10 protein-coding genes are annotated in these 16,099 nt (G+C 61.6%); 3 read left to right on the top strand and 7 right to left on the bottom strand.

Annotation, left to right across the window (positions count from 1 at the left end):
- Window positions 1-14 precede the first annotated feature (14 nt).
- The 4 genes from AC09SL_RS27275 to AC09SL_RS27260 all read right to left on the bottom strand — a co-directional run bounded on the left by AC09SL_RS27275 (window position 15) and on the right by AC09SL_RS27260 (window position 6,645).
- Window positions 15-3,539, bottom strand: a complete 3,525-nt coding sequence (locus AC09SL_RS27275) for a non-ribosomal peptide synthetase (protein ID WP_058542644.1) — start codon at window positions 3,537-3,539, stop codon at window positions 15-17.
- 10 nt (window positions 3,540-3,549) lie between these two features.
- Window positions 3,550-4,482 carry a diiron oxygenase gene (locus AC09SL_RS27270; protein WP_058542643.1) on the bottom strand — a complete coding sequence of 311 codons (933 nt, stop codon included), beginning with the start codon at window positions 4,480-4,482 and terminating at the stop codon, window positions 3,550-3,552.
- A complete protein-coding gene (locus tag AC09SL_RS27265; protein WP_058542642.1) occupies window positions 4,479-5,267 on the bottom strand; it encodes a DUF3050 domain-containing protein in 789 nt (262 codons plus the stop codon). The genes AC09SL_RS27270 and AC09SL_RS27265 overlap by 4 nt, the downstream gene beginning before the upstream one ends.
- 685 nt (window positions 5,268-5,952) lie before the next feature.
- Complete coding sequence (locus AC09SL_RS27260) at window positions 5,953-6,645, bottom strand: GntR family transcriptional regulator (RefSeq protein WP_058542641.1); 693 nt, start codon at window positions 6,643-6,645, stop codon at window positions 5,953-5,955.
- Window positions 6,646-6,914: 269 nt separating this feature from the next.
- On the opposite strand from AC09SL_RS27260, the gene lapG reads away from it, so the two are divergent.
- Complete coding sequence (gene lapG, locus AC09SL_RS27255; RefSeq protein ID WP_413468840.1) at window positions 6,915-7,538, top strand: cysteine protease LapG; 624 nt, start codon at window positions 6,915-6,917, stop codon at window positions 7,536-7,538.
- A 14-nt stretch (window positions 7,539-7,552) separates the two neighbouring features.
- Window positions 7,553-9,499 carry a cyclic di-GMP receptor LapD gene (gene lapD, locus AC09SL_RS27250; RefSeq protein WP_058542639.1) on the top strand — a complete coding sequence of 649 codons (1,947 nt, stop codon included), beginning with the start codon at window positions 7,553-7,555 and terminating at the stop codon, window positions 9,497-9,499.
- Window positions 9,500-10,685: 1,186 nt separating this feature from the next.
- Here lapD and AC09SL_RS27245 read toward each other — a convergent pair.
- On the bottom strand, window positions 10,686-10,850 hold the full coding sequence (locus tag AC09SL_RS27245) for a hypothetical protein (protein ID WP_153387482.1): 165 nt from the start codon (window positions 10,848-10,850) through the stop codon (window positions 10,686-10,688).
- 460 nt (window positions 10,851-11,310) lie between these two features.
- Between AC09SL_RS27245 and AC09SL_RS27240 the strand changes: the two genes are divergently transcribed.
- Window positions 11,311-11,682 (top strand): DUF6124 family protein, encoded by a 372-nt coding sequence (locus tag AC09SL_RS27240; protein WP_058542589.1) that lies wholly within the window; start codon window positions 11,311-11,313, stop codon window positions 11,680-11,682.
- A 176-nt stretch (window positions 11,683-11,858) separates the two neighbouring features.
- Here AC09SL_RS27240 and AC09SL_RS27235 read toward each other — a convergent pair whose 3' ends face one another.
- Window positions 11,859-12,197 (bottom strand): hypothetical protein, encoded by a 339-nt coding sequence (locus tag AC09SL_RS27235; RefSeq protein WP_058542590.1) that lies wholly within the window; start codon window positions 12,195-12,197, stop codon window positions 11,859-11,861.
- Between the two features lie 142 nt (window positions 12,198-12,339).
- A partial coding sequence (locus AC09SL_RS27230; protein ID WP_479571966.1) for a type I secretion C-terminal target domain-containing protein occupies window positions 12,340-16,099 on the bottom strand: 3,760 nt, incomplete at its 5' end.

Raw genomic sequence — 16,099 nt, 5'->3', positions numbered from 1 at the left:
GGGTTGAGGGTGTTTCAGATGAAGTCGATGGCTTTGAGGTAATCGGCGCCGCGACGCAGCAGGGCCGGGGACTTTTCCGGGTAGCTGGCGCCCATCTGCCGCACGCCGGCGCGGGCGTTGTCATGGCTGATCCGCGAGATGTCGCCGATGTCTTCCTCGAAGCCGTTGAGGTAAAAGCCCAACACGCCAAACAACGCGTTGTCGGCATCGACCCGAGCCAATTGCCGTTGCCACTCGGCGACGCTGACCAGCGAAAACTCCCGGCCGCTGTCGCGAAACGACGCGACATATGCATCCCAGCTCAACGGCTGTGGGTTGTGCAGGTTGAACACCGCTTGCGTCGGCTGGTAACGGCTGGCATGGAAGGCGATGAAGCGCGCCAGGAAATCCACCGGCATCAGGTCGAAGTTGAGGGACAGCTCCGGTACCTGGCCGAGCTGGATCGAGCCCTTGAGCATCAGCATCAGCCGATTTTTATGGGGCTGGCAGACCCCGGTCAGGCTGTTGAAACTGATGTTGCCGGGACGGAACAGATTGACCCACACCCCGCGATCCCGGGCCCGTTGCAGGATCCGTTCGCCGACCCACTTGGACAGGTTGTAGCCGTTTTTGATATAGATCGGCGGCGTCTTGGCGGCAGGCTGTTCCAGCACCTGGCCGTCGGCATCCAGGGCGCTGGAGGCGGAAAGCGTGGAGACGAAGTTGAAGATCTTCTTGCTGCGCCCTTCACACAGGCGCAGGCATTCGAAGATCGGCTCCACGTTGTCCCGCGCCAACGACTCGTAGTCGAGCACATGATTGACGTGGGCGGCGTTGTGCACCAGCGCGCCGAAGGTGCGATCGATGCGGGTGTAGACGTCATCCGGCAAACCCAATTGCGGTTGGGTGATGTCGGCGGCGTACACACTGACGCGGTCCAGGTCCAAGTGGGTCAGGTGATTGTCCTGAAGGGCCTGGGAGAAGCGCTCGGCCGCGCTTTGTCCAGCGCTTGCGCGCACCAGGCATGCGACTTCGGTGGCGCCCCAGGCCAGCAGTGCTTCGACGATGTGCACGCCGAGAAAGCTGTTGGCGCCGGTCACTACCACCTTGTGCACATCGCCGCACTGGCTGATGGGCAGCGGATCGAGGTTGAGTTCGGCCTCGGCATCGATGAAGGCTTGGGGGCTGAGGATCGATGCGCTGCTGTGTTCCGGGTCGTCCAGCAACTTGGCCAAGGTCATCAGCGTCGGCGCTTCGATGAAGCGATTGATCGACAGGCTGCGACCGAACGTCTGGCGAATGCTCAGCAGCAGTCGCGATAACAGGATCGAGTGCCCGCCCAGGTTGAAGAAGCTTTCATCGGTGGCGATGTCTTCGACCGGCAGTTCCAGCAGTTCGGCCCACAGTTGCTGCAATTGTGTCTCGAGGGCGTTCTGCGGCTGCCGGCGTTGGCCGTCGACCTGCACCTGCACCGCCATGGCGAGCAAGGCCCGACGATCGACCTTGCCGTTGCTGGTGTACGGCAGGCTCGGCAGTTCGACATAGGCGGCCGGGTGCATGTAGCTGGGCAAGCTGTTCTGCACATGCTCGCGCAACGCCTGGAGGGCGCCGTCGGAGTGCTCGGGATGAACCAGGAACGCCAGGATTCGCCGCCGTTCATCGACCCCTACTGCCACTTGGCGAAACAACTGGCTATCGCGCAGGCAGTGCTCGATTTCCTCGGGTTCGACCCGAAAGCCGCGGATCTTCACCTGGTTATCGCGCCGGCCACACAACTCGATGCCGTTGTCGGTCCACTGGCCGATATCACCCGTGCGATAGACCCGCAGCGTTTGCCCGGTGGGCAGCGCCAGGTCGAGGTAGCGTGTCGCGGTCAGGGTCGGGTCGTTCAAGTAACCCAGGCCGACGCCCGGGCCGGCGATGTACAGCTCGCCGGGGACGCCTTGGGGAACCGGTTGCAGTTGTTCGTCCAGGATCAGCACCCGGCCGTTGGCGATGGGCACGCCGAGGTTGCGGTTGTTGTCGCCGCCGCCGAACTGTCGTGTGGTCGCCAGCACCGTGGTTTCGGTCGGGCCGTAGATGTTGTGGAAGCGGCATTGTGGCGCGAGCTGTTCGATCACGAACGGTTCGCAGACATCGCCACCGGTGATCAGGTGCGCCAGGCCCAGCGGTGCATCTAGGGGCATGACGCTCAGCAGCGCAGGCGGCAGAAAGGCGTGGCTGATGTGCTGCTGGTGAATCAACGCGACCAATTGTTGCGGATCGCGGCGCTGGTCTTCGCTGGGCACCACCAGCAGGGCGCCGTGGATGAACGTCGGCAGGATATCCAGCAGCGATGCGTCAAAGTTGATGGTGGAAAACTGCAACGCCCGGCTGTCGCGCTGCAACCCGACGTAGTCGCCGTACCAGGCACAAAAGTGACTGAGGTTGCGGTGGCTGAGCAACACGCCCTTGGGCTGGCCGGTGGTGCCGGAGGTGTAGATGGCCACGGCCGGTTCGTCGCTGTCCACCGTGCGGCGGATCAATGAGGCTGGGATGCCGGGCTTGGGCGCTGGCAGTTGATGGACATTGAGCGTTGGCAACGACAGGTCGCCCAGGTCGCTGTCGCCATCGTGCAGCAGCAGGTCGGCCTGGGCATTTTCCAGGATAAAGCGTCGACGTTGCGCCGGGTGCTGTGGGTCCAACGGCAGGTACACCGCCCCACAGCCCAGCACGGCGAGGATCGCCGCATACAGGTGCGCGGACTTGGGCAGGCACACACCGATCACCTTGCGGGAGGACGGCCTGTGGGAGGAAGGCTTGCCCCCGATGAACGATGACGCGGTTGGGTTGAGAACCTCGGTGTCCTCATCGCGGGCAAGCCTTGCTCCCACAGGGTTTACTCTCCTTGTTCCTGCAGGCTCGCAGCTGCGTAGCATTTGCAGCATCGGCTCTTGCAACCTCAGCGCCAGGCGACGCAAGGATTTGTAATCGATCAGTTGTCCATCGACCCACAGGGCCGGTTGCGTCGCGTCGTCGAGCATGCGCTGTTCGATGCTGTGCATCACCGGCACATCGGCGGCGGCCAGCAGCCAGGGTACTTGTGGCCGATTGAGGCCGTGCTCGAACGCCAGCGGCTCCAGCGCATCGAGCCCGAGCAGAGGTGGGGCGACAGCGTCAGCGTGCACTGTCGGCCAGTGATCGAAGCAGGTCTCATCCCGGGATAACTGGCTGACCAGCCGTGCGCCGGTCTCGACCACTGTCGCCAGGGTACGCAACCGCAGGGACTGGCCGTTGCCATCGCCTTGCGGCGCAATCACCTCCTGGCATAACAGCCGCTGCGCACCGTCGCGGAATATCACCACCGGTTGCGGCAACACCTCACCGGGTAGCGTGCGCAGCGCCACGCGGATCTGGAGGCATGAACGGGCCTCAATGGCTCGCGTTGTCGTCCCGTCATCGATCAACAGGTCGACTGGCGATTGGAGGTCCACTAAACCATGGCCGTGCAGCTCCAGTTCCCGGGCCAGTTCGGCCATGGCCTGGCTGGTGCCAGGCACTGCAATTTCGAGGCGTTTCATCGAAAAGTCCTCATGGAGTCAGGTAATCGGCGAGGGCGTCGCGCACGCAGGGGGACGCGAGCATCGAGCTGCCGCGGAAAAAACGCGTGATGTTGCCCACCAACGGGTGAAAACGATTGATCGGATAGGCCAGCGCACTGGCGTCTTCACGCAGCGACTGGCGTACCGATTCGTCGACGGGCAGGTGCGCAATCAGCTCGAAGTCGAACGCTTGCTGCAGGTCGCTCGCCAGGTACTGGGCGATGAAACCGGGCATCAAGCGTGCAATCGCCGCGCGGTCCTCTTCAGGCGCGGTGCGCCAGTAAATCTGCACCAGTCGCGTCCAGAAACCGGAGTGCCGGCCCTCGTCGAGCAAGTGATCGGCCATCAGCCCCTTGATCGAGGCCTTGACCGAGTCGTCCCGGGCGAAGGCCGCCACTTCGTTGGTGACGGTGTTCTCGGCGATGGCGATGCAGATCAGCTCCACGGCGCTGAGCAAATGTTCCGGCGCCTGGGCCAGGGTCGCCGGTATCGCGCGGCTGAGTTCGATCTGCCCAGGCAATGGGATCGGTGCGATGCCGGTCATGTCGATGGTCTGCTGCATGAAGTCCATCGCCACCAGCGCGTGGTAATCCTCGTCCACCACCACGGTCATCGCGTCGTAGCGGCAGGCGAACGGGAACTCGATGCCGAAGCGGTTCTTGGCGATACGGCGGGCGGTGTGGTCCACCAGTTCGGTCTCGAAAATCACCACGTCGTTGATGAACTTGTAGAGGCTCTGCACCAGCACAAAGTCGCGCAATTGCGGACAGTGGCTGAGGAAGGTCTGGCTGTGCACCAGCGGCTGGCGGCTCATCGGGAAGATCAGCTTGTCGTCGTCTTCGACCCGGCGCCGTGGCCGAGTACGGATCGTGGCGCGGCTTTCCCAGGCGTCGGCGAAGGATTGGTATTCGACGGCGTTCATGGCGTCACCTGTGCAACCGGTTGGGCCATGCTCTGGCGCAAGCCGTCCCACAAGGCTGCGCGGCTGTGGACAGCGGCGAGCGCGGCGACCAGTACGTCGTTTTCGCGCTGCGGGTCGCCATCGATCAGCCGGGCCAACAACTTTTCTGCCGCCGGGCCATGGTCTTCGGAGTCGACTTCAATGTGCCGCTGCAGGTAATAACGAAAGGTCGGCGCCTGATCCAGGCCAATGCCCCAGGCGTCCAACATGCGCTGGAACATCTGCGGGATGACACTCTCGCGACCGTGCACGAACGCGGCGGCTACGCTGTGGGCCGGGGCGTGCAGGGCGCTGTGCAAGGTCTGGCGGACGAACCGTGCCGCCGCCGGTTCGACATCGACGCTGTCCAGTGCAGTCTCGGGGCTGACGCCTTCCTGTTGCAGGGTAATGAATTGCTCGATCACGCGGGTATCGGCACCGATTTCCCGCATGGCGTCCAGGTACAGTTCGAAATGGCTGCAATAGCCTGCGCCGGGGCGGTCATCCGATTCTTCCCCCAGCACGATTTCATTGATCAAGCGTGCCGCGTGCGGGTCGGCCGGTGGCAGCCAGGGCAGTTGGACACAGGTGAGCTCGCGTTGCAGCCGCTTGGTCAGCGACATGAAGTCCCAGACGGCAAAGACATGGCTTTCCATAAAACGGCGTAACAGATCGATTGATGTAATCTCGGAAAAAACCGGGTGTTCGCTAAGTTCGCGTTTTTGTAGGGAAAGTTTCAGGGATAGTTGTTCTTTGGATGGCTGCATTTGAACGTCCTCATCAATGATTTTTTGTCCGGAAGGCTGCTCGTTATTTAATGTGGGTGAGCGGGCGCCTGAACCGGAATCCATGAATTGCCCAAGGGGCTTAAGCATTCTCTTTTAATCGTTAATTCGGCTTTTGAAGCCTGTATTTGCTGGGCTTGTCGCAAGTCGAAAGAGCCGTGAGTAACGCGGCGAATAAAAAACTAATACATCGGGCAAGTAGGTGGCAAGCAACTTTTCTAATTATTTAAACTTGGGTTTTTATTGGGCGCGAAGAGTACTTTTAAAACTTACTTGGTAAGTTTTATTGAGGCGAAGGAGCTCCTTCCGATTTAGCAGTATCAGAATCGAATAGTTCGAGTGAATGCCTCACTCGGAGCACTTCAGGGATCGGGGAATAAGGAAGTTTTATGTTATGGGCAGGACGTCGGTCGGACATCCGATCATCCCGCCGGTTGGACGAAGCTCCTTGCGTATTGGCTTCGATTCACCCGGCCTCAGCCAGGCGTTGACTTCTTCAGGTCTGTTTTGAATCGACAAGCGCAAGAGTGAGCCCAAATCGATGGCAGTGCCATTGAACTGATGGGACGACGAGTCGCGGCCACGGCCAGGCCGCGCCGCGCAGGCGACAAGTGGGTCGGAAGGATATGTAAGAAATTTTTACGCCGGCTGGACCGTTGAGGTGGGATCAAAGATTCGACGACTGTTCCAGATACCGGCGCATGGTGACGGAGGCTTTTTCCAGGTGCCGCTCCAGCAATTCGACGGCCTTATCGATGTCCTTGGCACGCGCGGCGGCGAGCAGCGCGCGATGATCGTCCTGGCTCAACTTGCCCAGCCCCATGGATGACAGATGAAAGCGCAGGAAGCGCTCTTCTTCATTGAGCTCACGCTCGATCAGGTCCAGCAGCTTGCTGTTGGGTGCCTTGTGATAAAGCGACATGTGGAACAGCCGGTTGAGCTTGCCGATCTGGGCGTGATCGGTTTCTGTTTCCAGCTGTTCGATGTACTGGGCGGCCAGTTCCAGGTCGTTGTCATCGAGCAGCGGGATGGACAGGCGCAAGGCGAACGATTCCAGGACCGAGCGCAGGGCGTAGGTTTCTACCGCATTGTTGGTGATCAACGGTGCCACCACGGCGCCCTTGTGCTGAACCACATTGAGCAGCGACTGCGCTTCGAGCTGGCGCAATGCCTCGCGCACTGGCATGCGGCTCACGCCGAACAGGTCGGCCAGTTCCTGCTGGCGCAGGGCGGTACCGCAAGGCAGGCGCCCGTCGAGGATGGCCTCGCGCAGAGACTCTTCGATGATCGAGCGTGCCCGGTCGGCCGGGATGGGCCCGGTGACCTGAATAGTGCTAAGCGGTTTGGGCTTCTGTGTCACGACAACACCTGACTGGTAGTAACGAAAATTGGATCCAAGCCAACGTTAGTTACAGAATGCCAAGCCGTCAAAACCTTACGGCCCCAATTCCTGAACTAAAGTTTAGTCTGCTTGTGGTGATTGCAACCTGCCATTGTTTTTTACCGGGCCAGGCTTCACCATCCAACGAGTTTCCAACGGCCCTTTTCGGATGTATTCCCTTGGCTGCACCTTTCCCTGTTCCCAGGTCCTTGCGCTGGCTGTGTTCGGCATTGTTGCTGGCCGGCCTGATGCTGGGTGGCTTGCAGGCCGACTGGGACTTTGCGCAGATCAGCCGACGGGCGCAAGCGTTATATGGCCCCTTGGGCCAAGGTCAGCAACGAATCGACGCATGGCAGCAACTATTGGCGACCCAGAAACAGATCCCGGAACTGGAACAGCTCAAAGTGGTGAACCTGTTCTTCAACAAACAGGTGCGCTACGTGGAAGACATCGACCTGTGGCGCGAGGTCGACTACTGGGAAACCCCGATCCAGGCGCTGTGGAAGGGGGCTGGCGATTGTGAAGACTACGCCATCGCCAAGTACTTCAGCCTGCGCCATCTCGGGGTCTCCAGTGACAAGCTGCGCATCACCTACGTCAAGGCCTTGCGGCAGAACCGTGCGCACATGGTGCTCACCTATTACGCCACGCCCGAGGCGATGCCGCTGGTGCTCGACAGCTTGATCGACGGCATCCTGCCGGCCAGCCAGCGAACCGACTTGCTCCCGGTCTACTCTTTCAACGCCGAAGGGCTGTGGCTGCCGGGTGCCAAGGGCAACAAGAAAGTGGGTGACACCAAGCGCCTGTCCCGGTGGCAGGATGTGTTGAAGAAAATGCAGGCCGAAGGTTTCCCGGTCGAGACGACTAACTAGGAGCGCGCGCTCAGATGTCCTTGTTCAAACAGCTGTTGATCGCTATCTGTCTGTTCCTGGTGGTTGCCTTCAGCGGCAGCTTCATGGTCAGCCTGGAGAGCTCGCGGGCCCAGTACGTCAACCAGTTGCGCTCCCATGCCCAGGACGCGGCCACGGCGCTGGCGCTGTCGCTGACGCCGAACATCGACGACCCGGCGATGGTCGAGCTGATGGTCAGCTCGATCTTCGACAGCGGCTACTACGCCAGCATCCGCGTGGTCGACGTGGCCACCGACAAGACCCTCGTCGAGCGCACCGGCACGCCGGATGCCGGCAGCGTGCCGCAATGGTTCGTCAAGCTGATCGGTCTGGAGCCGGCCGGAGGCGATGCCATCGTCAGCCGCGGCTGGGAACAGGCGGCGCGGGTCGAAGTGGTCAGCCATCCGATGTTCGCCCTCGCCAAGCTGTGGCAGAGCGCGTTGGGCAGCCTGGGGTGGCTGTTGCTGTGTGGCGCCGTGAGCGCGGTGCTCGGGGCCTTGCTGTTGCGTCGCCAGCTCAAGCCGCTGGACTACATGGTGCATCAGTCCCATGCCATCGCCCGTCGCGAGTTCCTGAGCCTGCCGGAGTTGCCGCGCACGCCTGAGCTGCGCCGCGTGGTGCAGGCGATGAACCAGATGGTCGAGAAGCTCAAGGCGCTGTTCCAGGAGCAGGCCGAGCGTAGCGAGAAACTGCGGGTTGAATCCTACCAGGACAACCTCACGGGCCTGGCCAACCGGCGCTATTTCGAAATGCAGCTCAATGCCCGGGTGAGCAACCCGGAGCAGGCCAGCTCCGGTTATCTGCTGTTGCTGCGGGTCAAGGACCTGGCCGGTTTGAACCAGCGGTTGGGCGGGCAGCGCACCGACCAGTTGCTTAAAGCGGTTGGTGAGCAATTGCAGCGTGAGTGCGCCCGCTACCCGGAAACCCACAACCTGGTGACGCGTATTCGCGGCGGCGAGTTCGCGGTGCTGGCACCTGGGCTGGTGCGCGAGGAAGCGCTGCAACTGGCGCAGAACCTTGAGGCCGCGTTGGCGAGCCTGCATGCGACCGGCGCGACGGATGTGGCGTCGGTGGCCTCCATCGGGCTGGCGCCGTTCGTCCATGGCGACTCGCCGCAAGCGGTGCTCCAGCTCGGCGACCAGGCCTTGGCCCAGGCCGAAAGCCAGGGCGAGCCGGGTTGGGCCTGCCTGGACCACAGTGCCTCGGCGAGCGTCGGTGACGATCATCATGCCTGGCACACGTTGCTCGACCAGGCGTTGAATCATCAGCGCTTCGAGCTGTACTTCCAGCCGGTGGTGGCCGCCCAGGACACCCAGGTGGTGCTGCATTACAAAGTACTGTCGCGGTTGCTCGACGAGCAGGGCCAGATCATCCCCGCCGGGCGGTTTCTGCCCTGGTTGGAGCGCTTCGGTTGGACCGCGCGCCTGGACCGCTTGATGCTTGAACAGGTGCTCAAGCAAATGGCCGGGCATGAGCAGTCCCTGGCGTTGAACCTGTCTTCGGCGACCTTGGCTGATCCGCAGGCGCTGAACAAGATTTTTGAGATCCTGCGGGCGCATTCCAATCTTGGGGCGCGCCTGACCCTGGAGATTGGTGAAGAGCAACTGCCGGAGCAAGCGGTGCTGGAGCAGTTGACCCGGCAACTGCGTGAGCTTGGTTTTTCCTTGAGCCTGCAGCGTTTTGGTGGGCGGTTCAGCATGATCGGTAACTTGTCGCGGTTGGGGTTGGCTTACTTGAAGATCGATGGCAGTTATATCCGTGCGATTGATCAGGAAAGTGACAAGCGACTGTTCATCGAGGCGATTCAGCGGGCGGCTCACAGTATTGACCTGCCGTTGATTGCTGAGCGGGTTGAGACGGAGGGGGAGTTGGCGGTGATTCGGGAGATGGGGTTGTTTGGGGTTCAGGGGCAATTGGTGGGTGAGCCTAAGCGTTGGGGGTGAGGCTGGCTGGTGAGGTGGCCTGTGCCCTTCTGACCGCGTACATATCCATTGCTGCGGTAACGGCCACTTAGGGTTCCGCCCTGACGGCGGCTCACTTTTGAGAAGCGCAAAAGTAAGCAAAACGCTCCTGCCCCACCACTTGGCACCTCGCCTAGGCTCGGTGTGCCCTCACTCCGGCATTGCTCCGTGGGCCCGCCGCGAAGGGCCATCCATGGCCCAGCGCGGCTATCCCGGCATCCATGCCGGGATGCCCACTGCGCAATGCCTGCGTTCGGCCAGCGTGGTTAACGGGGCGCCGAGATCAACGTCCACCACGAGGCGGCCTAACAGCCGACCTGGCTCTTCCGGTCGTACACCCGTCAGATCTGTTTGAGCAGGACCTGTGGGAGCAGAACTTGCTCGCGAGGCGGTCTAATAGCCGACCTGGCTCTCCGGTCGTACACCACCAGACTTGTTTGAGCAGGACCTGTGGGAGCAAAGCTTGCTCGCGAGGCGGCCTGACAGCCGACCTGGCTCTCCCTGTCGTACTCCAACCAGACTTGTTTGAGCAGGACCTGTGGGAGCAAAGCTTGCTCGCGAGGCGGCCTGATAGCCGGCCTGGCTCTCCCGGTCGTACACCAACCAGACTTGTTTGAGCAGGACCTGTGGGAGCAAAGCTTGCTCGCGAGGCGGCCTGATAGCCGGCCTGGCTCTCCCGGTCGTACACCCATCAGCTCTGTTCGAGCAGGATCTGTGGGAGCAAAGCTTGCTCGCGAGGCGGCCTAGTAGCCGACCTGGCTCTTCCGGTCGTACACCCATCAGCTCTGTTCGAGCAGGATCTGTGGGAGCAAAGCTTGCTCGCGAGGCGGCCTAGTAGCCGACCTGGTTCTTCCGGTCGTACACCACCAGACTTGTTTGAGCAGGACCTGTGGGAGCAAAGCTTGCTCGCGAGGCGGCCTGATAGCCGGCCTGGCTCTCCCGGTCATACACCAACCAGACTTGTTTGAGCAGGACCTGTGGGAGCAAAGCTTTGCTCCCACAGGGACCGGCGGTGGACACTGATCTTATAAACGACCAAAAACCTGTGTGGGAGCCTGAACGCGATAGCGCTGGTTCAGTCACATGGATGCTGGGTTTGCCGGCCTCTTCGCGAGCAAGCTTTGCTCCCACAGGGGAAATGCGGTCCCTCCAAGAACCAGGTCGGCTACTAGGCCGCCTCGCGGTGGACGTTGATCTCGGGCGCCCCGTTAACCACGCTGGCCGAACGCAGGCATTGCGCAGTGGGCACCTCGGCATGGATGCCGAGGTAGCCGCGCTGGGCCATGGACGGCCCTTCGCGGCGGCCCACGGAGCAATGCCGGAGTGAGGGCACACCGAGCCTAAGCGAGGTGACAAGTGGTGGGGCATGAGCGCTTTGGTTACTTTCGCGCTTTTCGAAAGTGACCCGCTGTAAGAGCGGAACCATAAGCCGCCGTTACCGCAGAAACGGATATACACCCCCTTCCAAAAGTAACGTCCTAGGAGATTTCCTTCGAGTTGTAGCGAACTTGGTGAACTTGTCCGGCGTCTGCCTCATGGCTAGTCTGGGTTTGTCATTGAAAAAAACGGTGACACTGGCGTGCAAGCCGGTTAGAAAGACGCCCAACAATATCACCAGCCACTTATCGTGCATTCGTGCTCATGTTTTATGGTAGCTGTGTGCGGGAGATCTTCGGATCTGCCGAGTTTTTGGGCGTTGTCTTACTCGGTCTTGCACACTCGCACATAGCTGCCACCCTTCATCGCGTGCAAGCGAGCCAGGGCGGCTCTGAATTGAATAGGAAGCCCAAACCATGTTCAAAGCTACGCCTAACCCCCCACAGCCCTCATCCAAATCCCGAGTCGAAACCCAGCAAGCAAAAAAACTCGACGAAGCCACCGAACGCGTCCTTGACTATTACCTCAATCCCAAACCCACCGATGAAGCCTCGGGAAAAAACCAAACCGCCCAGCTCTTCATGGTCTCCCCGGACATCGACACCGAAACCCTCCTGGCCAACGCCTCCGAAGACCTGCTGTCCATCAGCGCCATCGCCGCCGACCTGGCTGACGACGTCGACGGCTCACGCCGCAGCGTAATCCTGGCGATCAGTCGAATGGCCGATGGAGTGCATCTGTTGGTGGAGCGGGCGATGGATCGGCTGGAGGTTCAAGCGGCGGGCTGACAAGTCTATGGTGGATTGAAAATCGCCTTCGCGAGCAAGCCCGCTCCCACACTGGATTTGTGTTGAGCCGAAATACTGAAATCAACACCGATCAACTGTGGGAGCGAGCCTGCTCGCGAAGGCGTCAGCCCAGACAACCCCAAACCCTGTAGCGAGGGAGTGGATAACTTGCAGGCCTAGATCAACCCCTTCTCATCATCATCGATCAACCGGCTCAACCCGCCCAAGGCTTCCCGGGCCTGGTTGCGGTCCATCAGCTTGGCCTGGGCTGCTGGTGGCAGGTCGGTGACGCGGATGACGCCTTTGCTGGTCAGCACCTGGATCAAGTCATCGAGTACCCGGATCATCTCCAGGTCGCTTTGCTTGAGCTGCTTGAGGCTGTTTTCCACCGCCTGGTTGGCGAACCAGTCCTGGATCTCGTGGTTGTCGGCCGGCAAGGTTTCGCTGGCCTCGGCGTAAGCGGTGGCTTCTACGCGCACCAGCAGGCCTTGTGCATTGCGTTGCACATAAAACATCGGGCATCCCTCATGTATGAAGCGGCGTCATGCTGGGCAGCATAGGCCAACTGTGGGGGAGTATGGAGGGTGGAGACGAAATCGTCATCCCGGGGAACAGCCACGCACGACCGCCCTGTGAAGGGCGGCCGTGAGGGCTCGGTCAACTGTTGTTGTGATCGACCTTGATGGTCGGGTCACTGCCGGCGATCAACGAGTTCAGGTTGACGTTCGACCAGTTGTTGCCTTCGAGCTTGATCGTGACGTCCGGTGTGGCCGCTGCGCCATTGTCCGCGTTGAACTGGCCGGTCGTGCTGACCTGCAGCGAGGATACGCCATCGACCGTACTGATTTTCAGGAAGTGGTCGATGGTGCTGCCGGTTTCGCCCTGCAGCAGATCCCGCAGGTCGATCCGGTCGCCATCGCCGGCCTTGAAGTCCTTGATCACGTCAGTGCCGGTATCGCCGGATTTCCAGACAAAGGTATCGCCCCCAAGCCCGCCGATCAGGGTGTCATTGCCCTGGCCGCCGATCAGTGTGTCGTTACCCGTGCCACCCAGCAGGATGTCGTTGCCCTTGCCACCGTCGAGCGTGTCGTTGCCGCCCTGGCCGAAAATGATGTCGTTGCCGGCACCGCCCAGCAGGGTGTCGTTGCCATCGTGGGCACCGGATACATCGAACGTGGTGTAGTGCTCGGTGATGTACTGGTGCACATTGCTGGTGGTGACCTTGCCGACCTCCACGCCGTTCTGCTGGGCGACGAAGGCCTGGAGGGCCTGGTAGCCCTCGCCAGCGACACCGTTGAAGCTCACCAGGTCACCGAACAGGATGTCGTTGCCGTTGCCGCCATTGACCGTGTCGGAACCCGGCAAGGTCGCTTCGGTGTGGCCGATGATCGAGTTGGCCAGGTTGCTTGGGTCGATGTTGGTCTGCGGGGTTTTGTCCGAGTCGTAGTCCTTCAGGTCGTCCAGTGTCACGCCTTTGTTCAAGCCGATGGCTTCCACGCCAGACACCGAGCTCAACAGCGCGAAAGCGCTCAGGGAGTTGCTGGTGGTGTTTGAGTTGGTGCTGCTGCCAGTGCCGTCGCGGTACGACAATTCGTAAGTACCATCACCTTGGGCGCGCAAAGTGCCCAACTCCTCACTGCTCCAGTAACCGCCCCAGGACTTGTGCCAGGACTGCAGCGTGACGTTGCCGTCAGTGTCGACCTGGATGCGATGCTTGCTGTCCAGGTCGGCGCTGAATGTCTGGCCCAGCTTGTAGTTGGTTGTCGTGATCAGGCTGTCGAGCTTCACGTCGCCATACAAGGTCGGGTTGGTCTGCTCGCCGGACTGATAGAAGGTCGGCTGGCCGTCGGTGATGAAGTACGTCAGGTTCGTCGCGCCGGTGTTGCTCGAGGCTTCGCTGCTCTTGAACCAGTTGGCCGTGGTCTTGAACACGTCCTCATAGTTGGTGCCGCCGCCGGACACCATCGTGTCCAACACGTTCTGGAGCAACGTCAGCGCGTTTGGATCGTTGAGGTTGACCGAAACGGTCTTGTTCACCTGGCTGTCGAAGTCCGCCAGGAAGATGTTCACCGTCCCGGAGTTGCCACCCATGCTCTGCTTGAGGGTGTTGAACACCGAGGTCAGCGAGTTCTTGGCCGCTGTGATGGACGCGTCGCTCATGCTGCCGGAGCTGTCGACCATGAAGGCGATGTTGTAGTTGACCCCCGGCACCACGGTCAGCCCACCAATGTCGGCGACCACGATGTCATTGCCGTCGGTGCCGGTGACGTTGTCACTGCCCGACGTGGCGGTGATGGCGTTGTAGGTGGCCGGGTACACGGTGACCGGGATCTGCGCCGTGCTCGTTGCCGAGCCGCCAAGGGCTTCGGTGGAGGTCGACGTCACGGTCAGGTTGAACTGGCCGTTGTAGTAGGTCGGTGGGGTCAGGGTCAGGCTGCCCAGGTTCCAGCCGGTGACCGAGGCTTCGCCGTTGCTGCCCACGGTCGCGGTATGACCTGCGCCGTCGCTCAGCACGCTACCTTCCGGAATGCCACCGATCTTCACGCTCAGGCTTTCGGAGCCGTCGGTGTCGGTCAGGGCGGTGGTGATCTTCGACAGGTTCACGCTGGTGCCTTCGGCGCCTTCGTTGAGCTTGTAGCCGTCGTAGTAGCCTTCGCCGTTGGTGCCGTGCAGGTCGGAGACGGTCACGCCCGCGTTCGCCAAGTCGGCCACGCCGGTGTACAGCGGCACGCCGGCACTGCTCAGGTCGACCGGTGTGCTGCCGTTGACCGACAGGTTCACGTCATAGCTGCCCGGGCCGGTCTGGTTGTGGTGGTAGATGTCCAGGGTGTAGTAGCCGCTGGTGGTCGGCGTGAACGAACCGTTCAACTGGCCGCCCGCACCCCACGTGGTTGCCGCGGCGGTTTTGCCGCCGATGGTCACCAGCAGGCTGTCATCGCCCGTGCCGCTGAAGGTGTAGGTCTTGCCGGCTTCGAGGAAGATCAGGCCCGAGGTCTTCGACGCGGTGCCCGGGTTGACGTTGCTGTCGGACTGCACGTTGGTCACGTTGGCGCTGCTGTTCGGCGTGCCGGCGGCATCGATCACCGACTTGAGCGTGCCGGATGGCGCGCCGCTGCCATCGGTGCCCAGGCCCGACAGGCCGGTCCAGACTTCCTTGATCAGACCCGTGGAAGTCACGTTGTTGCCGGCCACGTTGAGACTCGGTGCGTCGGCGACCGGCGTGATGTCGATCTTCACGGTGCTGGTATTGCCCAGCGCCTGGCCATCGGTTGGCTGGAAGCTGATTTGTGCGTAGTCGGCCTTCTGATCGCCCACGCCAGCCGGGTTGCCGTTGGCGCCGGACTCGTTGGCATCGGGAGTGAAGCGCAGCTTGCCAGCGTCGATGTCAGCCTTGGTGAAGGTCTGGTTGTTGGCCACGTCCTTCCAGGTTGCACCGTCCAGGTACTGCAACTTGCCGTCGCTCGGCAGCCCGGTGATTTTCACACCCTGGCTGGCGGCGGCGCTGTCCACATCGCTGATGCCGAACGTCGACCAGCCGAGTACCAGCGAAGTGTCTTCGGTGCCGGTCACCGCGCCGCCAGTGGCTACTGGCGCGTCGTTGACTCCGACCACGTTCACGGTGGTGGTGGCGGTGTTGGAGTAGCTCGCGCCGTCGGTCACTGTCACGGTGATGATGCGCGGTACGGTGCTCGGATCTTCGCTGTTGTTGATGAAGCTGATGTTCTTGATCTGCTGCATGTAGTCGGCCAGCGTCGCGTTGCCCGACAGCGTCAGGACGACCTTGCCGTCGGTGCTGTTGGCGTTGATGCTGATGCCGTTGACGCTGTTGCCCAGGTTCAGCGCATCGCCGGGCTGACGGTTGGTCAGCACGATGGTGGCGCCGGTCAGCATGGTGCTATCCGGGTCTGTGATGGTCAGGTCGGTGTCGGCGATGGACACGCCCGGGCCGGTGGTGCCTTCGGTGAAGGTTACCTGGTAATCGGCGCCGGTCTTGCCGCTGGAGTTGTTGGCGTCCAGGTCGAGCACCGGTGGCGCGTCGTTGTCGATGATCGAGGTGCTGACGCTGCCGTTGGTGCCGCTGACCGCCAGGTACTCGAAGTTGCCACCGGTGGCCGAGTCGATCTTGACCACGAAGTTTTCCGTGCCTTCGGTGATCTTGTCGTCCAGCGTTGCCACGTTGAAGGTGGCGCTGGTGGCGTTGGCCGGGATCTTCACGGTGTAGACACCGGTGAAGTCCGTGCCGTCGGCGGCGGTGCCGCTGTAGACGATCTTGAGCGTCACCTCGGTTTGTGCCGGGTTCGTCAGGCTGACGGTGTACGTGGCCGCCTGGCCTTCGGTGACCGACGTGCTGCCGGTGATGCTGACAGTGGTGTTGTCGATGGTGTCGGTAACGTCGGTCGCTGCTGGCGTGGTGCTC

It is taken from the genome of Pseudomonas sp. PF05, from assembly GCF_056521845.1.
The sequence above is the reverse complement of the archived record's forward strand: the minus strand, read 5'-3'. Positions and strand labels throughout refer to the sequence as shown.

Coding starts and splice junctions, on each gene's coding strand:
- AC09SL_RS27235 (WP_058542590.1), bottom strand. CDS start 12,197: ATGTTTTATGTGCAACGCAATGCACAAGGCCTGCTGGTGCGCGTAGAA.
- AC09SL_RS27275 (WP_058542644.1), bottom strand. CDS start 3,539: ATGAAACGCCTCGAAATTGCAGTGCCTGGCACCAGCCAGGCCATGGCC.
- lapG (WP_413468840.1), top strand. CDS start 6,915: ATGCTGGGTGGCTTGCAGGCCGACTGGGACTTTGCGCAGATCAGCCGA.
- AC09SL_RS27265 (WP_058542642.1), bottom strand. CDS start 5,267: ATGCAGCCATCCAAAGAACAACTATCCCTGAAACTTTCCCTACAAAAA.
- AC09SL_RS27270 (WP_058542643.1), bottom strand. CDS start 4,482: ATGAACGCCGTCGAATACCAATCCTTCGCCGACGCCTGGGAAAGCCGC.
- lapD (WP_058542639.1), top strand. CDS start 7,553: ATGTCCTTGTTCAAACAGCTGTTGATCGCTATCTGTCTGTTCCTGGTG.
- AC09SL_RS27240 (WP_058542589.1), top strand. CDS start 11,311: ATGTTCAAAGCTACGCCTAACCCCCCACAGCCCTCATCCAAATCCCGA.